17 protein-coding genes are annotated in these 19567 nt (G+C 61.9%); 8 read left to right on the forward strand and 9 right to left on the reverse strand.

The window, feature by feature from the left end; translation table 11 throughout:
* Window positions 1–4 precede the first annotated feature (4 nt).
* The 5 genes from fdhD to RS694_RS15640 form a co-directional block, all read right to left on the reverse strand.
* Complete coding sequence (fdhD, locus tag RS694_RS15620; protein WP_081708699.1) at window positions 5–775, reverse strand: formate dehydrogenase accessory sulfurtransferase FdhD; 771 nt, start codon at window positions 773–775, stop codon at window positions 5–7.
* Window positions 776–824: 49 nt separating this feature from the next.
* A complete protein-coding gene (locus RS694_RS15625; protein WP_029709158.1) occupies window positions 825–1082 on the reverse strand; it encodes a hypothetical protein in 258 nt (85 codons plus the stop codon).
* Entirely contained in the window at window positions 1079–3367 is a 2289-nt protein-coding gene (locus RS694_RS15630) for an FdhF/YdeP family oxidoreductase (RefSeq protein ID WP_037248129.1), read from the reverse strand. The genes RS694_RS15625 and RS694_RS15630 overlap by 4 nt, the downstream gene beginning before the upstream one ends.
* A 93-nt stretch (window positions 3368–3460) precedes the next feature.
* Complete coding sequence (locus RS694_RS15635) at window positions 3461–5089, reverse strand: OFA family MFS transporter (protein ID WP_029709156.1); 1629 nt, start codon at window positions 5087–5089, stop codon at window positions 3461–3463.
* 167 nt (window positions 5090–5256) lie between these two features.
* Complete coding sequence (locus RS694_RS15640) at window positions 5257–6204, reverse strand: LysR family transcriptional regulator (RefSeq protein WP_029709155.1); 948 nt, start codon at window positions 6202–6204, stop codon at window positions 5257–5259.
* Between the two features lie 68 nt (window positions 6205–6272).
* Between RS694_RS15640 and RS694_RS15645 the strand changes: the two genes are divergently transcribed.
* Window positions 6273–6836, forward strand: coding sequence for a nitroreductase family protein (locus tag RS694_RS15645; RefSeq protein ID WP_029709154.1), 564 nt, complete (start codon window positions 6273–6275; stop codon window positions 6834–6836).
* 58 nt (window positions 6837–6894) lie between these two features.
* On the opposite strand, the gene apbC is transcribed toward RS694_RS15645, so the two are convergent.
* The gene (gene apbC, locus RS694_RS15650; RefSeq protein WP_029709153.1) at window positions 6895–7986 is read right to left on the reverse strand and encodes an iron-sulfur cluster carrier protein ApbC; all 1092 of its coding nucleotides are present in this window, start codon (window positions 7984–7986) and stop codon (window positions 6895–6897) included.
* 132 nt (window positions 7987–8118) lie between these two features.
* Here apbC and RS694_RS15655 point away from each other — a divergent pair, with 132 nt between their 5' ends.
* Window positions 8119–9414, forward strand: coding sequence for a patatin-like phospholipase family protein (locus RS694_RS15655; protein ID WP_083664568.1), 1296 nt, complete (start codon window positions 8119–8121; stop codon window positions 9412–9414).
* Between the two features lie 7 nt (window positions 9415–9421).
* Here RS694_RS15655 and RS694_RS15660 read toward each other — a convergent pair whose 3' ends face one another.
* Window positions 9422–10354 (reverse strand): LysR family transcriptional regulator, encoded by a 933-nt coding sequence (locus RS694_RS15660; protein ID WP_076069808.1) that lies wholly within the window; start codon window positions 10352–10354, stop codon window positions 9422–9424.
* Between the two features lie 135 nt (window positions 10355–10489).
* On the opposite strand from RS694_RS15660, the gene RS694_RS15665 reads away from it, so the two are divergent.
* From RS694_RS15665 to nadB, 3 genes are all read left to right on the forward strand, one after another.
* Complete coding sequence (locus RS694_RS15665; protein WP_029707741.1) at window positions 10490–11137, forward strand: FMN-dependent NADH-azoreductase; 648 nt, start codon at window positions 10490–10492, stop codon at window positions 11135–11137.
* A gap of 352 nt (window positions 11138–11489) precedes the next feature.
* Window positions 11490–13586 (forward strand): methionine--tRNA ligase, encoded by a 2097-nt coding sequence (gene metG, locus RS694_RS15670; protein WP_029707742.1) that lies wholly within the window; start codon window positions 11490–11492, stop codon window positions 13584–13586.
* A 24-nt stretch (window positions 13587–13610) separates the two neighbouring features.
* Window positions 13611–15209, forward strand: coding sequence for an L-aspartate oxidase (gene nadB / locus RS694_RS15675; protein ID WP_029707744.1), 1599 nt, complete (start codon window positions 13611–13613; stop codon window positions 15207–15209).
* A 285-nt stretch (window positions 15210–15494) separates the two neighbouring features.
* On the opposite strand, the gene nadA is transcribed toward nadB, so the two are convergent.
* Both nadA and nadC read right to left on the reverse strand, forming a co-directional pair.
* A complete protein-coding gene (gene nadA / locus RS694_RS15680; RefSeq protein ID WP_029707745.1) occupies window positions 15495–16598 on the reverse strand; it encodes a quinolinate synthase NadA in 1104 nt (367 codons plus the stop codon).
* The gene (nadC, locus tag RS694_RS15685; RefSeq protein WP_029707746.1) at window positions 16598–17467 is read right to left on the reverse strand and encodes a carboxylating nicotinate-nucleotide diphosphorylase; all 870 of its coding nucleotides are present in this window, start codon (window positions 17465–17467) and stop codon (window positions 16598–16600) included. Before nadC ends, nadA begins: the two co-directional genes overlap by 1 nt.
* 117 nt (window positions 17468–17584) lie before the next feature.
* On the opposite strand from nadC, the gene RS694_RS15690 reads away from it, so the two are divergent.
* Genes RS694_RS15690 through RS694_RS15700 form a run of 3 tightly spaced genes read left to right on the forward strand, consistent with a single transcriptional unit; the run spans window position 17585 to window position 19525 of the window.
* Window positions 17585–18514, forward strand: a complete 930-nt coding sequence (locus RS694_RS15690) for a DUF2167 domain-containing protein (RefSeq protein WP_051391880.1) — start codon at window positions 17585–17587, stop codon at window positions 18512–18514.
* A 35-nt stretch (window positions 18515–18549) separates the two neighbouring features.
* Entirely contained in the window at window positions 18550–19266 is a 717-nt protein-coding gene (locus RS694_RS15695) for a site-2 protease family protein (RefSeq protein ID WP_029707748.1), read from the forward strand.
* Between the two features lie 52 nt (window positions 19267–19318).
* The gene (locus RS694_RS15700) at window positions 19319–19525 is read left to right on the forward strand and encodes a DUF3460 family protein (RefSeq protein ID WP_029707749.1); all 207 of its coding nucleotides are present in this window, start codon (window positions 19319–19321) and stop codon (window positions 19523–19525) included.
* Window positions 19526–19567 lie beyond the last annotated feature (42 nt).

A 19567-nucleotide genomic window follows, 5' to 3' on the forward strand; every position in this document is an offset into this window, starting at 1 on the left:
GGGGCTAGCTGGTACTCAGCGATGTGTAAAGCACCGCCCGCGGGTCGCGGCACAGGCCCCACAGTTGCAGGCCCGCGCCGCGGGCGATGGAGATGGCCAGATCGGTGGGCGCAGAGATGGTGGCCAGCGCCCGCACCTGCAGGCGCGCGCACTTGCGTACCAGTTCGTAACTGGCGCGGCTGGACATCACAATGAAACCCGCCTCGCCCAGAAGCCCCGCCTGTGCCCGCGCACCCAGCAGCTTGTCCAGCGCGTTGTGCCGGCCCACGTCTTCCATGACCTGCAGCAACTCACCCTCAGGGCTGGCCCAGCCAGCCGCGTGCAGCGAGCCGCAGCGCGCATTGAGCACCTGCAGCGCGGGCATGGCTTGCAAGGCCCGCAACACGGTCGCGGCTTGTAATTGCGTCACCCAGGCGTGTTGCGGCATGGGTGGCACGGCCAGGTCCAGCGCCTGCAGGCTGTCCACGCCGCACAGGCCACACCCTGTGGCCCCCGCCAGACTGCGGCGGCGTTCTTTGAGCCGCGCAAAGCAGCGTGCGGCGATATCCAGATGCACTTCCACGCTCTGCACTGCAGCCACAGTGGTCGTATGCACCTCGATACCAAAACAGTCTTGCGGTGTATCCAGAATGCCTTCGCTGAGCGCAAAGCCCAGCGCAAACGCCTCCAGGTCCTGCGGCGTAGCCATCATCACGGCGTGCGAGATGCCGTTGAACACCAGCGCCACCGGCACCTCGGCCGCCACGGTATCGGTCAACACACCGTCAAACGGCATGCGCTGCACCGCGCGGTCCGCCAATGGCGAGGGCAGGTGGTCTTCGAACTCAGGCATGCAGATGCTGGGCGACATGGCGACGCCCCTCCTCGGTGAGTGCCGCCATCCAGCGCTCGTCCACCAGCTCCACCTGTACCCAGCCCGGGCCCGCCTGCCCGCCGAGCGCGGAGCTGCCCATCAGCGTCAGCGCGCGCATCACCACGCTGGCGCCCTGGCCCAGGCGCTTGCCCAGACGCGGTACTGATTGGGGCGTGGTCTCTTCCGCCAGCGCTGCCAGCAAGGCGCGTTGCAGGGCGTCTGGGTTCATGCGCGCTGGTGCGCCGTCAGCAGCACCGGTATGCATTTGGAGGTCGGCGTACCTGCGTTGGCCGCCACCGACGACAGCGGCACCAGCGGGTTGGTTTCGGGATAGTAGGCGGCCAAACAGCCGCGCGGGATGTTGTAGGTCACCAGCTTGAAGCCGTCGGCGCGGCGCTCCTCACCGTCGTCCCAAACGGTGTGAAAGTCGATCCAGTCGCCGTCCTTCATGCCCAGATCGCGAATGTCATCGGCATGTGCAAACACCACACGGCGCTGGCCGTAGACGCCACGGTAGCGATCGTCGGCGCCATAGATGGTGGTGTTGTACTGGTCGTGGGAACGCGTAGTCATCAGCGCAAACACAATCGCATCGCCCTTGCGTTCGCGGGCCCGCTGCAGCGGGGTGCCGGTGGGAACCTGGTGGGTCTTGAACACGGCCTTCTTGCTCTCGGTGTTCCAGACGCGTTCGCTGGCGGTGTTGCGCAGGCGAAAGCCACCGGGCACTTTGACGCGTGCATTGAAGTCCTTGAAGTCCGGGAACACGGCTTCGATCTTGTCGCGGATGCGGCTGTAGTCTTCCAGCAGCCAGAGCCAAGGGGTCTGGCTGCGGCCAGCGAGCGTGGCAGCGGCCAAGCGGGCCACGATGGCCGGCTCGGACAACAACTGCGCAGACGCCGGCGGGTTGATGCCCACCGAAATGTGGACCATGCTCATCGAGTCTTCCACCGTCACACCCTGCGCGCCGCTGGCCTGCATGTCGATCTCGGTGCGTCCCAGGCAGGGCAGGATCAGCGCGGCCTTGCCGTGCACGATGTGGCTGCGGTTGAGCTTGGTGGTGACGTGCACGGTCAGGTCACAGTTGCGCAGCGCCTTCCAGGTCAACACGGTGTCGGGCGTGGCGGCCGCAAAGTTGCCGCCCAGTGCAAAAAACACCTTGCCACGCCCATCGAGCATGGCCTGGATAGATTCAACAGTATCAAAGCCGTGGGCCTGCGGCGGCGTGAAGCCGAAGACCTTTTGCAGGTTGTCCAGCAGCGCCACGGGCGGCTTTTCCCAGATGCCCATGGTGCGGTCGCCCTGCACATTGCTGTGGCCGCGCACCGGGCACGGGCCAGCGCCGGGGCGGCCGATGTTGCCGCGCATCAGCAGCAGGTTGGTGATCATCTGGATGGTTGCCACCGAATTCTGGTGCTGGGTGATGCCCATGCCCCAGCAGGCAATCACGCTCTTGGCCTGGCGGTACACCTCAGCGGCCGCACGAATGTGCTCGGCGCCCAGGCCGCATTCGGACTCTAGCAAGGCCCAGGACTCGGCACGCAGATCCGCCAACATGGCCTCAACGCCAATGGTGTGCTCGGCGATGAAGGCGTGGTCCAACACGTCTTCACCGGCGTCCTGCAACTCGACCAAGTGCTTCATCATGCCTTTGACAAACGCAAAGTCACCGCCGATGCGCAGCTGGAAATAGTGGGTGCTGATGGGCGAGTCGCCCATCGTGGCCATCTGCAGCTTGTCCTGCGGGTCGGCAAAACGCTCCAGGCCGCGCTCGCGCAGCGGGTTGATGCTGACAATGCGCGCGCCGCGCTTTGCCGCTTGGCGCAGTTCGCCCAGCATGCGCGGGTGGTTGGTGCCGGGGTTCTGGCCGAAGATGAAGATGGCCTCGGCCAGCTCAAAATCATCCAGCGTGACCGTGCCCTTGCCCACGCCCACGCTCTCGCGCATGCCGCTGCCGCTGGGCTCGTGGCACATGTTCGAGCAGTCGGGGAAGTTGTTCGTGCCGTACTCGCGCACAAACAGCTGGTACAAAAACGCGGCCTCGTTGCTGGCGCGGCCCGAGGTGTAGAAGATGGCCTGGTTCGGGTCGGGCAGTGCGTTCAGGTGCTTGGCGATCAGCGCAAATGCGTCGTCCCAGGCAATGGGCAGGTACTTGTCACTGGCCGCGTCATAGACCATGGGTTCGGTCAGGCGGCCCTGGTCTTCCAGGTAGAAGTCGCTTTGCGTGGCCAACTCGGTCACGGTGTGCTGTGCAAAGAATTCCGCGGTGGTGCGGCGCGCGGTGGCTTCGGCAGCCACGGCTTTGGCGCCGTTTTCGCAGAACTCGAAGGTGGACGCGTGGTTGCGGTCGGGCCAGGCACAGCCCGGGCAGTCAAACCCGTCGGGCTGGTTGGCCGACAGCAGCGTCTTGGCCCCCTTCAGGGGAATGTCCTGTTTGAGCAAGGCATTGCCCACGCTGCGCAAGGCACCCCAGCCACCGGCGGGTCCGTCGTACAACACCACTTTCTGCTCACTCATAACAACCTCAATCCTTACTACTCCACAAGGGAGGACAGGCGCGGAAGAAATCTCCGCGCCTGTCGCACTTCATGCCTGCAAATTCGCTATCGTTCAGGCGAAAAACTTGGCCACGCTTTGCAAGGTGCGGTACACGCCCCAGGCCAGCGGCAGACCCACGGCCAGCCAGGCAAACACCACCACAGCGGTAGGAATGCTGTCGGCGCCGCCCGAGCTGGTGCCGACTTCGGACGCTGCGGCGCGTTCGTGCGCCAGTTTTTTCTCTTCTGCCAGTTCGCTGTCGGTCATGAACCACTTGTTGTCCAGCGGACGCACCAGCAGGTTGCAGATCAGGCCCACCACCAGCATGCCCACCAGGATGTACATGGTCTGGTTATAGACCTGTTCACGCGGAATTCCCAGGCCCAATTGGTATTCCCGCATGTAGTTCACCACCACCGGGCCCAACACGCCGGCGGTCGCCCACGCGGTCAGCAGACGGCCGTGGATTGCGCCCACCATCTGCGTGCCGAAGATGTCGGCCAGATACGCCGGCACCGTGGCAAAGCCACCGCCGTACATGCTCAGGATCACGCAGAAGGCGCCCACAAACAGCACGATGCTGCCAGCTGCCGCGCTACCGGGCACGCTGAAGTACATCAGGCCACCGAGCACAAAGAAGACGATGTAGGTGATCTTGCGACCCATCTTGTCCGACAGGCTGGCCCAGAAGAAACGCCCGCCGATATTGAACAGCGAGAGCAGCGCGGTGAAGCCGGCGGCCACCGTGGCAATCGCGGCCAACTGGGTTTTGTCCAATTCACCGAATTTGGCCGGGATACCGATCAAGGAACCACCGAACACCTCTTGCAGCATGGGCGAGGCCATGCCGATCACGCCGATGCCGGCGCTCACGTTCATGCACAGCACCATCCAGATCAACCAGAACTGGGGGATGCCCCAGACCTTTTTCACGTGCACATGTTTTTGCGTGATCATGGCGTTGTTGACCTGCGCGGGCGGTGGTGTCCAGCCTGCGGGCTTCCAGCCAGTTTCGGGAACGCGGTAGCCAAAGGCACCGGCCATCATGAACACAAAGTAGAGCAGCGCCATCACCACAAAGGTCTGCATCACGCCCACATCGGTGGGGGTGGCAAAGGACTTCATCAGGTCAGCGGCCAGGGGTGAACCGATCATGGCGCCGCCGCCAAAGCCCATGATGGCCATGCCGGTGGCCATGCCACGGCGGTCCGGGAACCACTTGATCAGCGTGGACACGGGCGAGATATAGCCCAGGCCCAGGCCGATGCCGCCAATCACGCCGGAGCCCAGCAGCATCAGCCAGAACTGGTGGGTCTTGATGCCGATCGCAGAGATCAGCATGCCACCGCACCAGCACACTGCCGCCACCACGCCCGCCTTGCGCGGACCAGCGCGTTCCAGCCAACCGCCCCAGATGGCGGCGCTGGAACCCAGCAGCACAAAGAACAGGGTGTACATCCAGCCCAGCGTGGAGATTTGCCAGTCACAGGTGGTGGTAAACAGCTGTGCCCAGAAGCCGACTTCAGGACCGCATTTGATGGCGTCCTTGATGCCCAACGCCTTGGACAAGGGCAACCAGAACACCGAGAAACCGTAGGCCATGCCGATGCACAGGTGAATCGCCAGTGCGGCCGGGGGCACCAACCACCGGTTGAAACCAGGCCCGGCAATGATCCGTTCCTTGTCGAGTAATCCAGACATTGAGTCTCCTTTGGAATTTTTTGATGAAAACACGGGCCCACGGCTGTCCAACGTGGCGGGCGCGAGTTTCACAGGTCAAGCCTGATCAATCCAATTGATTCCCAACATGCCTTGATTCAAAAACTAAATGCTGCAGCGCGACATTCAAAAATGAAGGCTGCGTCCCGTCAGGGCGCGATCAGCAAGCCGCTGTGTGTGGCCACATGGCGCAGCCACACGCTGTCTTCGGCCATCGCCTGGGCCGCTGCCATGGCCCTGGAGGGGCGCACCTGCGCATGCGTCATGAAGCCGATGGGCGTACGCACCTGCGGGCTGTCCAGCGGCAGGGCTTCGAGCTCGCGGTAGCCACGCACGGCGGCCACCAGCGCCCCCGGCATCACGCTGCACACCTGCCCCTCCACCACACTCAGCGCCATGGTGAGGATGGAGTTAGTTTCAATGTGGGCCTGCACCTGGCAGCCCACACTGGCAAAGGCCGCGTTGACGATGGTGCGGTTGTGCATGTCGGGCGTGAGCAGGCACAGCGGATGTTGGGATGCCGCCTGCCAACTCACGGACTCGCCCACCTGCAGCTCCACGGCATGCGGCACCGCCGCGCGGCGCAGCAGAAAGTAGTGCTCCACATACTGCGGCATGGCCTTGAGCTTGCCCACACACATGTCCATGCGTTCGGTGTAGCCCAGGCCCAGATCGACCGACAGATTGCCCAGCCGAGTCTCCAGCTCCGAAGAGCTCAGGGACAGCACCACGGGCAGGATGCCCGGGTGCCGCGCCTGCAGCATGGCGGCAAAACGCGCCGCAATCGGCATGGCCGTGGGCACCGCGCCTATGGTCAGGCCACCGGCCGGCCGTTCCTCGGTGCTCTTGAGGGTCTGTTGCAGCACCATGTGTTCGTGCAGCATGCGCTGCGCAGCCGACAGCACCTCCTCACCTTCCTGTGTGAGGCCGGCAAAGGTGCGCCCGCGGTGCACGATGACCACGCCAAATTCTTCCTCCAGCGCGCGCAAGGCATTGGACAGCGCGGGCTGCGTGATGTGACAGGCCTCGGCCGCGCGTGCGAAGTGGCGATGCTCGTTCAGCGCCACCAGGTATTTCATGGAAGCCAATAGGTTCATGTCGCAAATTCCGGCTGGGTAGAGGTCCGTCCGATTATGCGGGGCTGCCTGCTATTCTTGCCCTCGCCATGAACACCTCTGCCGCACTCGACACCCTGCTCAGCCGCTATTCGCTGGGCGTGAAACACCTGACCGAACCCGGCCCCGATGCCGCCCAACTGCAGCAGATGGTGGCTACCGCCCTGCGCGCGCCCGACCATGCCGAGCTGGTGCCGTTTCGCTTCGTGGTGGTGCAGGGCGAAGCACGCACACGCCTGGCAGATTTGTTTGCAGAGCATGCCCAGCACAAGGGCAAGGGCGCCGAGGGTGTGGCCATCGAACGCGAACGCGCGCTGCGTGCGCCGCTCACCGTGGCGGTGCTGGCCCGCATTGACCTGGGCCACCCGCTGGTGCCCGCGCACGAGCAGTGGATGTGTGTGGGCGGTGCAGTCACCAACTTTTTGAATGCCGCCCATGCAATGGGTTTTGCCGGCAAGATGCTCAGCGGCGACAAGGCGCGTGCGCCGCACATCGCCCAGGCGTTTGCCGAGCCCGGCGAAACCCTGGTGGGCTGGGTCGCGCTGGGTACGCCCACCCGCACCCCACACGGTGAGGTTCGCAAGGACGCGGCGCAAGCGCTACGCTTTTGGTAGCTACTTGCGCAATATCCACGGGGGCTAGAGCCCTGTTTTCCCTAAATTTCGCGCGAAATCAGGTGTTCTTGCTGATCGTGATCGTCGGGAACTTGCTGGAAAAATCTTTGTTGCGTGCCGCAATGCTCACCGCCACTTTGCGCGCGACGGCTTTGTACAGGCCTGCCACTTCGCTGTCGGGCTCGGCCACCACCGTGGGTTTGCCACTGTCGGCCTGTTCACGGATGCTGAGAGCCAAAGGCAGCGCACCCAGGTAGTCCATGCCGTAGTCAGTGGCCATCTTCTTGCCACCGTCAGCGCCAAAGATGTGCTCCACGTGTCCGCAGTTGCTGCAGACATGCACCGCCATGTTTTCCACGATACCGAGGATGGGCACACCCACCTTCTCGAACATCTTGATGCCCTTCTTGGCGTCCAAGAGTGCAATGTCTTGCGGCGTGGTGACGATCACCGCACCGGTGAGCGGCACGCGCTGGGCCAGCGTGAGCTGGATATCGCCGGTGCCCGGGGGCATGTCGACGATTAGGTAATCCAGGTCTTTCCAGTTGGTCTGGCGCAGCAGTTGCTCCAGCGCCTGTGTGGCCATGGGGCCGCGCCAGATCATGGCCTGGTCACCGTCCACCAAAAAACCAATGGACATGACCTGCACGCCGTGGTTCTCCATCGGTTCCATGGTCTTGCCGTCGGAGGTTTCGGGTTTGCCGCTGATGCCCATCATCATGGGCTGGCTGGGGCCATAAATATCGGCATCGAGCAAGCCCACGCGCGCACCTTCGGCGGCCAGGGCGAGGGCCAGGTTGGCCGCTGTGGTGCTCTTGCCGACACCGCCCTTGCCGGAGGCCACGGCCACAATGTTTTTTACACCGGGCAGCAGTTGCACACCGCGTTGCACCGCATGGGCCGCAACGGCCAGCTTGGGATTTACCTGCACAGCGCCCACGCCGGGCAAGGCCTGCGCTGCTGCCACCAGCGCGGCCACAAAGCTCGGCATCTGGCTGTTGGCGGGGTATCCCATCTCCAGATCAAAACGAACGTCGGCGCCCTGCACTTGCAGGTTCTTGATGCACTTGCCGCTGACAAAATCTTTGCCGGTATTGGGGTCGATGACGCTTTGCAAAGCGCCCATGATGGACTGTTCTGTCACTGCCATTGAGGTCTCCTGTAACCCCAAGTCTAGCGAAGGGCCAGCAACCCCTGCGCTTGTATGCCTGCTCACATGCGCAACTCAATACGGGTTAACCCCGTTTGATTCTGCGTTTACACAGCAAAGCGCCCACCCATAATGGCTGCCATGTCCAGTGAACCCAGCGCCAAACCTGTTAACGGACTTCTATTGACCGGCGGCGGCGCACGCGCGGCCTACCAAGTGGGTGTGCTGGAGGCGATTGCCGACATCCGCGTGGCCTGCGGCGAGTCGGGTTCGGGCAACCCCTTTCCCATCATCACAGGCACCTCCGCCGGTGCCATCAATGCCGCAGCCATAGCCTGTGGCGCAGACAATTTTGATGGCACGGTGCGCCTGATCGCCGATACCTGGAAAAACTTCCACGCACACGATGTGTACCGAGCCGATTCGCTGAGCATGCTGCGCTCGGGCGCCAGCTGGATGACGCTGCTGTCCGTGGGCTGGCTGATCGCCAAGTGGCGGCGCCTCAAGCCCCGTTCGTTGCTGGACAACAGCCCCTTGGGGGAACTGCTGAACCGCCTGGTGCCGCTGGAACGCCTGCCCCTGTTGATACGCAAGGGTGACGTACAGGCGCTGGCCGTCACCGCGTCCAGCTACAGCTCGGGTGACCACGTCACCTTCTTTGAAGGCGACAAACGCATCATGCCCTGGGTGCGCACGCAGCGACTGGCCGTGCGCGACAAGATCACCCACGCGCATTTGCTGGCGTCCTCGGCTATTCCTTTTGTGTTCCCCGCTACCGAGTTGCATATCCATGGACGCGCCGAATATTTTGGCGACGGCTCCATGCGCCAAAGCGCACCCGTGGCAGCCGCCATCCATTTGGGGGCCGAAAAAATTCTGGTGATTGGTGCCGGCCGCATGCACGAACCCAAGAGCGAAGCGCACCTGCACACCACCAGCACCTACCCGTCGATCGCACAGATCGCGGGCCACGCGTTGTCCAACATCTTTCTGGATGCGCTGGCGGTGGACATTGAACGTGTGCGCCGCATCAACCAGACCATCAACCTGGTGCCCGCCGAAGCACGCAATGCCAGCGCCCTGCGCCCGGTGGAGCTGCTGGTGATTGCGCCCAGCCAGCGCCTGGATGCCGTGGCCTCGCGCCATGTGAAGGAACTGCCCCACGCGGTGCGCACCATGCTGGGCGGCGTGGGCGTGTCGTCCCAAAAGGCCGACGTAAAAGGCGCTGCGCTGGCCAGCTACCTGCTGTTTGAATCAAGCTACACCAGCGAGCTGATGGCCCTGGGGTATGCCGATGCACAGAAGCAGCGCGCGGAAATCTGCAGCTTCTTTGGCTGGACCGACCCCGACGCCCCCCCACCCGAAGCAGCGGCACCCAGCGCCAAGCCCGGGAGTGAGCGCCGCAGGGACCCACTGCGCCTGCGCTAGCCGGCCTCTAAATGCAGGCGGCGGGGTCCACCCCGTTGGGAAATCCCTCGCCATTGGTGTATTCACCCAGAAAATCCAGAAACCGCCGCACCGCGGGCACCATGCCGCGGCGTGATGGATACACCGCATGGAAGATGCCGTGCGGCGGCGCCCAGCCCGGCAGCACTTGCACCAAGCGCCCGTCCTGCAGCTCGTCGCGGCACATGTAGTCCGGCAGGAACGACATGCCTGTGCCGCACAACATGGCAAATTTCAAGGTCAGCAAGTCATCGGCCACATAACGCGGCTGATGCACCAGCGTATGGCTGGCGCCACCCGGCCCCAGCAGGTGCCAACTGGCTTTGCCATCCACCGCCGACATGGCCACGCTGTCCAGGCGCGCCACGTCGTTGATCGACTGCGGCGCCCCCTGACGCTCCAGTAGCGCGGGGCTGCAGACCAGAAAAGTCTGCGTACGCCCCAGGTTCTTGACCACCAGGCTGCCGCTGTCGTCCAGTGTTTGGCGCACACGCAGCGCCACATCCACGCCCTCTTCCACCAGATCGACCACACGGTTGCTCACGCGCATGTCCACCTTGACCTGTGGGTAACGCACCAGAAAGGGCGCCAAGACCGGCCCCACCGTGGTCTGCGCCAACGTGACCGGACAGGCTACACGGATGGTGCCGCGCGGCTCGGTCTGGGCCTGTTCCACCGCTTCGGCCGCCGCCTCCGCCGCATCACGCATGGCCGTGCAGTGGCGCAGGTAGACCTCACCCACTTCAGTCAATGACAGCTTGCGCGTGGTGCGCTGCAGCAAACGCACGCCCAGTCGGGCTTCCAGCTCCGCCACCCGGCGTGAGAGTTTGGATTTGGGAATACCCAGATGGCGCCCAGCGGCGGCAAAACCGCCCCGTTCCACCACCTCGGCGAAGTACAGCATGTCGTTCATATCCTGCATACAAACCCCTTTATCGTTCTATCAGCAGGACAATCTAACGCAATTTAGCTGACTTATCAAACATTCGCTTCATCCGCACAATTCATCCATCGCCTGAACATATTTCTTGTTCTCAACTTTGGAAAGAAGGACCTCATGAAACTCTTGCACATCGACTCCAGCATCCTGGCCGCCAACTCGGTTTCCCGCCAACTGACCCGGGACATCGTGAACCAATGGACCGCCAGCCATCCCGGCACCACCGTGGACTATCTGGATCTGGCCGTGAATACGCCCAGCCATTTGTCCGCCGAATCCCTAGGCTTCCGCCTTCCTGCCGGCTCTGACCTGAGCGACGTCCAAAAGCGTGAAAACGCCGTGTCCGAAGCGCTGGTAAGCCAGTTCCTGGCCGCTGACGTGATCGTGGTGGGTGCCCCGTTGTACAACTTCACCATCCCCAGCCAGCTCAAGGCCTGGATTGACCGCGTGGCCCAAGTCGGCCGCACCTTCGCCTATACCGAAAAAGGCCCACAAGGCTTGGCCGGTGGCAAGACAGTGATCGTCGCCTCCACCCGCGGCGGCGTGTACTCCACCAGCGAAGGTGGCCGTGCGATGGAACACCAGGAAAGCTACCTGCAGACCGTGTTCGGCTTCTTCGGCATTACCGACGTGCGTTTTGTACGCGCTGAAGGTATCGCCATGGGCGACGCCAAGAAGGCTGAAGCTCTGGCTTCTGCTGCTGTGGAGGCTCTGGCAGCCACCCGCGAAGCTGCTAACCAGTCGAAGGCTGCTCTGGCAGCGTAATAGCAACTTCCTTCGCGGGACGGCATCACTGCTGAGCCCGCGAAAGGATTGGGGTGAGCACCGCCGTTCGTGTCCTCCGGCCTTCGGCCTCCCCCTTTACCTCACTTTGGTGCCCACCCCAACCCTTCCGCTACGGAGGGGTTTTCTTTTTGTAAGCTGGCAAACCCAACACGCGAGGATCAGGTGGGGTGGGTGTTTTGCGCAGGTAAAGGAGGAGCCCGCAACGCGGGCGGGGGACACGGAGCAAAACAGCCAACCCGCCTGAGCCCCGAAACAACAGAGGCGAACGGCCAGACGCCACAAGGCAGGCCCCGACTAAAATCACCGGTTCCTCTGTGAAAGTCGATTCCCCATGTCCCGCCAACTCTTCGTCACCACCGCCCTCCCCTACGCCAACGGTAACTTCCACATCGGCCACATCATGGAATACATCCAGGCCGATATCTGGGTGCGGTTTCAGCGCATGCAGGGCAACGCGGTGAACTTTGTCGGTGCGGACGATACCCACGGCGCGCCCATCATGATTGCGGCCGAAAAGGCCGGCAAAACGCCGCAGCAGTTCGTGGCCGACATTGCCGTCGGGCGCAAGCAATACCTCGACGGTTTCCACATCAGCTTTGACAACTGGCACAGCACCGACTCGCCCGAGAACACCGAGCTGGCCCGCCAGATCTACCGCGACCTGCGCGACCGTGCCGATGGCAGTCTGATTGAAGTGCGCACCATCGAACAGTTCTTCGACCCCGAGAAGAACATGTTTCTGCCCGACCGCTACATCAAAGGCGAATGCCCCAAGTGCCACGCCAAGGACCAGTACGGCGACAACTGCGAAGTCTGCGGCTCGGTGTATGCGCCCACCGACCTGATCAACCCGTTCTCGGTGTTGTCCGGTGCCCGACCCGAACTGAAAAACTCCGAGCACTTCTTCTTCAAACTGTCCGACCCACGCTGCGTGGAGTTCCTCGAAAACTGGACGCAGGACGGCAAGCTGCAACCCGAGGTGGCGAACAAGATCAAGGAATGGTTCAGCGTGCGAACCAACCCGGACGGCACGACCAGCGAAGGCCTGGGCGACTGGGACATTTCGCGTGACGCGCCCTACTTCGGCATCGAGATTCCCGATGCGCCGGGCAAGTATTTCTATGTGTGGCTGGACGCACCGGTGGGCTACCTGGCCTCGCTGAAAAACTGGTTCGACAAGGGCGGCCCCAAGGCCAAGCACGGCGACACACGCAGCTTCGACGAATACATGGCAGCAAGCGATACCGAGCAGTACCACTTCATCGGCAAGGACATCGTCACCTTCCACACCCTGTTCTGGCCCGCCATGCTGAAGTTCAGCGGTCGCAAGACGCCCGACAACGTGTTTGTGCACGGCTTCCTGACCGTGAACAACGGCGAGAAGATGAGCAAGAGCCGCGGCACCGGCCTGGACCCGCTCAAGTACCTGAGCCTGGGCATGAATGCCGAGTGGCTGCGCTACTACCTGGCCGCCAAGCTATCGGCGCGCAATGAAGACATTGACTTCAATGCGGATGACTTCATGGCGCGGGTGAACTCGGATTTGATTGGCAAGTACGTGAATATTGCTTCACGTGCGGCTAAGTTCTTGCCTGATAACAAATTGGTTCCATCTGGTGAGCCTTCTCACATGAAGGCTGACAATCTTTTGAAACTGGTCAGTGAATATTACGAGCAGCGGGAATACGGCAAAGCCTTGCGTGAAATCATGGCCTTTGCCGACAACGTCAACTCCCGCTTTGATGCAGCTGCCCCATGGAAGCTCGTCAAGGAAGGTAAAGCGGACTTGGCGGCCGAGAAAAGCTCGGAAGCTATCCAGATGTTCCGCGTTATGACGGCGTGTCTGAAACCTGTCATGCCTGGCGTAGCGGCAGCCGTAGAAACATTCCTGCAATGTGATCCATTGGACTTTGAAATCGCAGCAATACCGCTGCCTGCAAGTCACCAAGTCGGCACTTACCAGCACCTGATGCAACGCGTCACCCCCGAGCAATTGGATGCATTGTTTGAGCCTCCAGCCCCCGTGGAATCTGCGCAAGCAGCTCCTGAAACTGTAGCAACCGTGCCTGGCGGCGAAGAGATCGCTCCGCTGATCACCATCGACGACTTCGCCAAAATCGACCTGCGCATCGCCAAGATCGTGAACTGCGAAGCCGTGGAAGGCTCGACCAAACTGCTGCGCCTGACGCTGGACGCCGGCGAAGGCCGCCACCGCAATGTGTTCTCCGGCATCGCCAGCATGTACAAGCCCGAAGAGCTGGTGGGCCAACTCACCGTGCTGGTGGCCAACCTGGCACCGCGCAAGATGAAATTTGGCGTGTCCGAGGGTATGGTCATGGCGGCGAGCCATGGCGACGAGAAGGCCAACCCCGGCATCTACATCCTGAACCCTTGGCCCGGTGCACAGCCTGGCATGCGCATCCACTAAAGACGCGCAGCCACGCCCGCACCTATGCCCACACCTATCCCAACGCCTCTGCAGTTTGATGTACTGATCGTCGGCAGCGGTCTGGCCGGCCTCTCCGCCGCGCTCTTACTGCCCGCCACCACCCGCGTGGCCATATTGACCAAACGCGCGGTGCGCGAAGGCTCCAGCGGCTGGGCCCAGGGTGGCATCGCCGCCGTGTGGGACAAAGACGACAGCTTTGCCGCCCACGTGGATGACACGCTGGTGGCTGGCGCCGGCCTGTGCGACCTGGCCGCCACGCAGTTCGTCGTGGAACAAGCGCCGCAGGCCATTGCCTGGCTGCAAAAACTGGGCGTGCCGTTTTCCAAAGAAGACGGCCACTTGCACCTGACGCGCGAAGGCGGCCACAGCGCGCGGCGCATCGTGCACGTGACCGACGCGACCGGTGCCGCTGTGCAACAAACCCTGATCGAAAAGGTCAAGGCCAGCCCCAACGTCACGCTGTTTGAGCACCACACGTTGGTCGACCTGATCACCACCGCCAAGCTGGGCCAACCCGGTCCCAACCGGAGCGTGGGCCTGTACGCGCTAGACGACGACACCGACGAAGTACTGACCTTCCAGGCCCCGCACACCATTCTGGCCACCGGCGGCGCGGGCAAGGTTTATCTCTACACCACCAACCCCGACACGGCCACGGGTGACGGCATTGCCGCCGCCTGGCGCGCGGGCTGCAGCGTGCAGAACATGGAGTTCATCCAGTTCCACCCCACCTGTCTGTACCACCCGCATGCCAAGTCCTTCCTGATCAGCGAAGCCGTGCGCGGCGAAGGCGGGCGATTGTTGCTGCCGGACGGCACACGCTTCATGCCCGCCCACGACGACCGCGCCGAACTCGCGCCGCGCGACGTGGTGGCGCGCGCGATTGACTTCGAGATGAAGAAAGGCGGCTTTGACTGCGTCTACCTCGACATCTCGCACCAGCCGTTGGCGTTTATCCAGGAGCACTTTCCCAACATCTATGCACGCTGCCTGGAGCTGGGCATCGACATGGCCAAGCAGCCGATCCCCGTGGTGCCCGCAGCGCACTACACCTGCGGTGGCGTGCGCACGGATCTGTCTGCACGCACCGATGTGGAAGGCCTGTTTGCCGTAGGCGAAACCGCCTGCACCGGCCTGCACGGCGCCAATCGTTTGGCATCCAATTCGCTGGTGGAGTGCATGGTGTTTGCGCGGGCAGCTACGGGTTTGATAGCAAACTCGATTGCCGCACAGTTGGGTAAAACGCCCCCCGCCCCTCCCGCATGGGACGACAGCCGCGTGACCGACGCCGACGAATCCGTCGTGATCTCGCACAACTGGGACGAGCTGCGCCGCTTCATGTGGGATTACGTGGGCATCGTCCGCACCAACAAACGCCTGGAGCGCGCGTCGCACCGCATTGCGTTGTTGCAGGGCGAGATTCAGGAGTTCTACGCACACTTCCATGTGACGCGGGACTTGCTGGAGCTGCGCAATTTGGTGCAGGTGGCAGAGCTGATCGTGAAGAGTGCGCAAGCCCGCCACGAGAGTCGGGGATTGCATTTCAGCCGGGACTATCCGGAAATGCTGGATGTTGCAGTTCCGACTACTTTGACGCCTTAGAGGTCATGCGCTTTTTCTGAGCCCGCACCCGGGCAGGGGTACGCATCTCCGCGAATGTCCCCCGGGCCGTGAGGGCCCTCCTCCTTTATTTCGCTGCGATACGCACCCCTACTCTCCCGCTACGACGGATGCTCTGTCACTCATAGACTCACAAACCACGCCTCGCCAGATCGGACGGGCTAGGTGTTTTGCGCAGGTAAAGGAGGAGCCCGCGTAGCGGGCGGGGGACACGGAGCAAAACGTCTAGCCCGTCCGATCCCCCACAAATAGCGACAACAAAGGAACTCAGGCCGCCCCAATATTCGGAATCAACCCACCCACCGGCTGCCCATTCTTCAAAGCCGCAGTAAACGCCAACATCCGGTCAATCGGCAATCGCGCGCGCAAACCAAGCGTCGGATCCACCTGAATCTCGTTGATGCCGTGTTCCAGCACCATGGCCACACCGGCCAGGCCATTCATCGCCATCCAGGGACAGTGCGCACAGCTTTTACAGGTGGCGCTGTTGCCCGCAGTGGGTGCTTCGATAAACGTCTTGCCGGGGTTCAGCGTACGCAGCTTGTGCAGCATGCCGTTGTCTGTGGCGACGATAAACTCGGTCGCGTCAAAAGTTTGCGCGGCTTTGAGGATGGCGCTGGTGGAGCCGACTGCATCCGCCAACGAAATCACGTCCTGTGGCGATTCTGGATGCACCAAAACCTTGGCCTTGGGGTGCTCCTTGATCAGGGCTTCCAACTCAAACGCCTTGAACTCGTCATGCACGATACAGGCGCCTTCCCAGAACACCATGTCGGCGCCCGTCTCGCGCTGGATGTAGCCACCCAGATGTTTGTCGGGCGCCCAAAGAATTTTCTGGCCCTTGTCCTTCAGCGCGCGAACAATGTCCAACGCGCAACTGCTGGTCACCAGCCAGTCGGCCCGGGCTTTGACTTCGGCGCTGGTGTTGGCATAGACAACGACCGTGCGATCCGGATGCGCATCGCAAAACGCGTTGAACTCCTTGATCGGGCAACCCAGGTCGAGCGAACAGGTCGCGTCGAGATCGGGCATCAGCACGGTCTTGTGCGGTGACAAAATCTTGCTGGTCTCGCCCATGAATTTCACGCCCGACACCACCAGCGTCTGTGCCGGATGGTCGCGACCAAAGCGGGCCATCTCCAGTGAATCGCTGACCAGTCCACCGGTTTCTTCGGCCAGATCCTGCAAGTCCGGGTGCACATAATAGTGCGACACCATGACCGCGTTCTTTTCCTTCAGCAGCCGCTTGATCTTCTCTTTGAGCGCCGTGCGCTCCGAAGGTGTGGGCTCCACCGGCACACGCGCCCACGCATGTTGGGTGCTGCAGGCAGGCTGTTCGTATTCAACGTCGATCACATCCGTTGCTGACATCACAGATCCTCAAAACGCATGGAAAAATCGGTCGCCTTGACGTCTTTGGTCAATGCGCCAATCGAGATGCGGTCCACACCGGTCGCGGCGATGTCGCGCACCGTGTCCAGATTCACGCCACCCGACACTTCCAGAATCGCACGGCCTGCGTTGATAGCGACGGCTTCGCGCAATTGCACCAGCGTCATGTTGTCCAGCAGCACCATCTTCGCGCCCGCGTCCAGCGCTTCGCGCAACTGGGCCAGCGTCTCCACTTCGATTTCGATGAAGGTCGCGGACTGTGCCGCCTGCGTCGCACGGGTCAGTGCAGCGGTCACGCCACCTGCGGCTGCAATGTGGTTTTCCTTGATCAGCACGGCATCATGCAGGCCGATGCGGTGGTTGGTTCCGCCACCGGTGCGCACCGCGTACTTCTGCGCCAGGCGCAAACCGGGCAGCGTCTTGCGCGTGTCCACAATCGCCGCGCGGTTGCCGGGTACGCTGGCAACCGCGTCCACAAACACAGCTGTTTTGCTGGCCACGGCGCTGAGCAGTTGCAAAAAGTTCAGCGCCGTGCGCTCGGCCGTCAGCAAGGCCTGGGCGTTGCCTTCGATCTCCACCACCACCTGATCGGCAACACAGCGCTGGCCTTCGCGTACATGCCAGACGATGGCGGCACTCGGGTCCAGCGCGCGCACTGCGGCCGTGGCCCAGGGTTCGCCACAGATGACAGCGGCTTCGCGTGCCAGCACGCGCGCACGTGCGCGGCGGGTGGGGTCGACCAAAGCGGCGGTCAGGTCACCGGCCCCCACGTCTTCAGTCAGGGCACGAGCCACATCAGTCTGGGCCAGGGTGGCGATGGCAGAAGGGGAAAAGTCAAAATTAGGCATAGGAGCCCAAGGATAACGGCATTGCCCACAAGACACAGAGAGACTGCATCTCACCCGTCGACCCCAATGGCTGTGTCAGAATCTTTTCCGGCTTTTATAAAAAACAGGGAGTTTGATATGCATACATGGATCGCACGCGCGATGCTGGCACTCGCGTGCCTGGTTACCTCTGCCGCCTGGGCGCAAGCGCTGAGCAAAGAGGAAAGCGACAAAATATGGGCAGATGCAACGGCAGCCTCCACCACAGGCCCCGCAAGCATCACCCTTTCCAACCAGGCGAAACTGGCACTCGACAAAGGTCAAACATTTGTGCCACAGCCGCAAGCCGGCAAGGTACTGAATGCCATGGGCAATCCCGGTCAAGACCCTGCACTGCAGGGTTTGGTTTTCCCCACCGACAACGCGCCGTGGTTCATGACGATCCGTTACCAGGACTCTGGCTACGTGAAAGACGACGATGCGAAAGAGTGGAACGCCGACGATTTGCTCAAGAGCTACCGTGAAGGAACGGAAGCCTCCAACGAAGAGCGCAAAAAAATGGGCGTTGCCGGGATCGAAATTTTGGGTTGGGCCCAAAAGCCCACGTATGACAGCAACACACACCGCCTGGCCTGGGCCATGTCCTCTCGCGATATCGGTGCGCCCGACAATGCACCGCAAGGCGTGAACTACAACACCTATGCGCTGGGCCGCGAGGGTTACTTCAGCATGAACCTGGTCACGGGTCTGGCCGAACTACCCACCTACAAACCGCAGGCCCACATCCTGCTGGATGCGTTGCAATTCAACGACGGGAAACGTTACGCTGATTTCAACTCCAGCACCGACAAAGTTGCGGAATATGGACTGGCCGCGCTGGTTGTTGGCGTAGCCGCCAAGAAGCTGGGATTCTTCGCAATGATTGCGCTATTTTTGGCCAAATTTGCGAAGGTCATTGCATTGGCAGTCGTCGCTTTTGGTAGCGTTGCACTCAAGTTTTTCAAGAAAAAACCCGCAGCGACGGCGCCTGTGGCGAACAACGAATCCTTGCCCCCTCCTGCTACCTGAGATCTGGGCCTCACACACCTCGGTGAGAGAGTGCTATGAAGCTGCTTTTACTGCTGCTGTCCGGTGTCAAACTGGGCAAGCTATTGACGACTGGCGGCACGATGTTGCTGTCGGTGTTGGTGTACGCCTGGATTTACGGCTGGCGCTATGCGGTGGGCTTTGTCCTGCTGCTGTTTGTGCATGAAATGGGGCACTACCTTGCCGCACGACAACGTGGGCTGAACGTGGGCGCGCCCACGTTCATTCCTTTCGTCGGTGCCTGGATTGAACTCAAGGACATTCCGCACGACGCGGAGACGGAAGCCTGGGTCGGTCTGGGCGGCCCACTGTTAGGCAGCATAGGCGCCTTGGTCTGCTACTTCGCTGCGCGCGAAACCGACAGCAAGCTGCTGCTGGCCATTGCCTATTCGGGCTTCTTCTTGAATCTTTTCAACCTGATTCCACTATCGCCGTTGGACGGCGGGCGCATTACTGCAGTATTGTCTCCACGCATCTGGCTACTCGGCGTACCGGTCCTAATAGGAGTTTTCCTGTGGCGCCCCAGTCCTATGCTGGTGCTGATCGCATTTCTTGCAGCACCGCAGGTCTGGAAAGCCATCCAATACCGCTCCGACAGCCTGGAAGCCCAGACCTATTACGCAGTGAGCCCGGCTGTACGGCTGGAATACGCCAGCTATTACATGGGACTCACATTATTTCTGGCGGTCATGACCCATGATGTGCACGAAATGTTGGGGCCGGCGATCAAGTAGCAGGCGGGCCCCGGAGCCGGGCCGGTAAAATGAACCCAACGAGGTAAATCCCATGAATATCTTCCGCCGCGCGGACTACAAATCCGAAGTAACCCAGTTCATTGACACGCTCAAGGTGGCCAAACCGACGCTGGAAGCCGAGCAGCGCCAGGGACGCGAGCTGCTGTGGGACAAAAAGATCGACCGCACTGCAGTGAAAGCCTATGGCGAAGCCCGCGTGGCGCAAAAACCCTACGTCTACCAGACTAGCGAAAAATAAGAGCTAAATTAGCCTCTAGCCCGCATGGGTATTGCGCAAGAA

Origin of the sequence: Rhodoferax saidenbachensis, from assembly GCF_001955715.1 — a bacterium.
In the GTDB taxonomy this organism is placed as follows: domain Bacteria; phylum Pseudomonadota; class Gammaproteobacteria; order Burkholderiales; family Burkholderiaceae_C; genus Allorhodoferax; species Allorhodoferax saidenbachensis.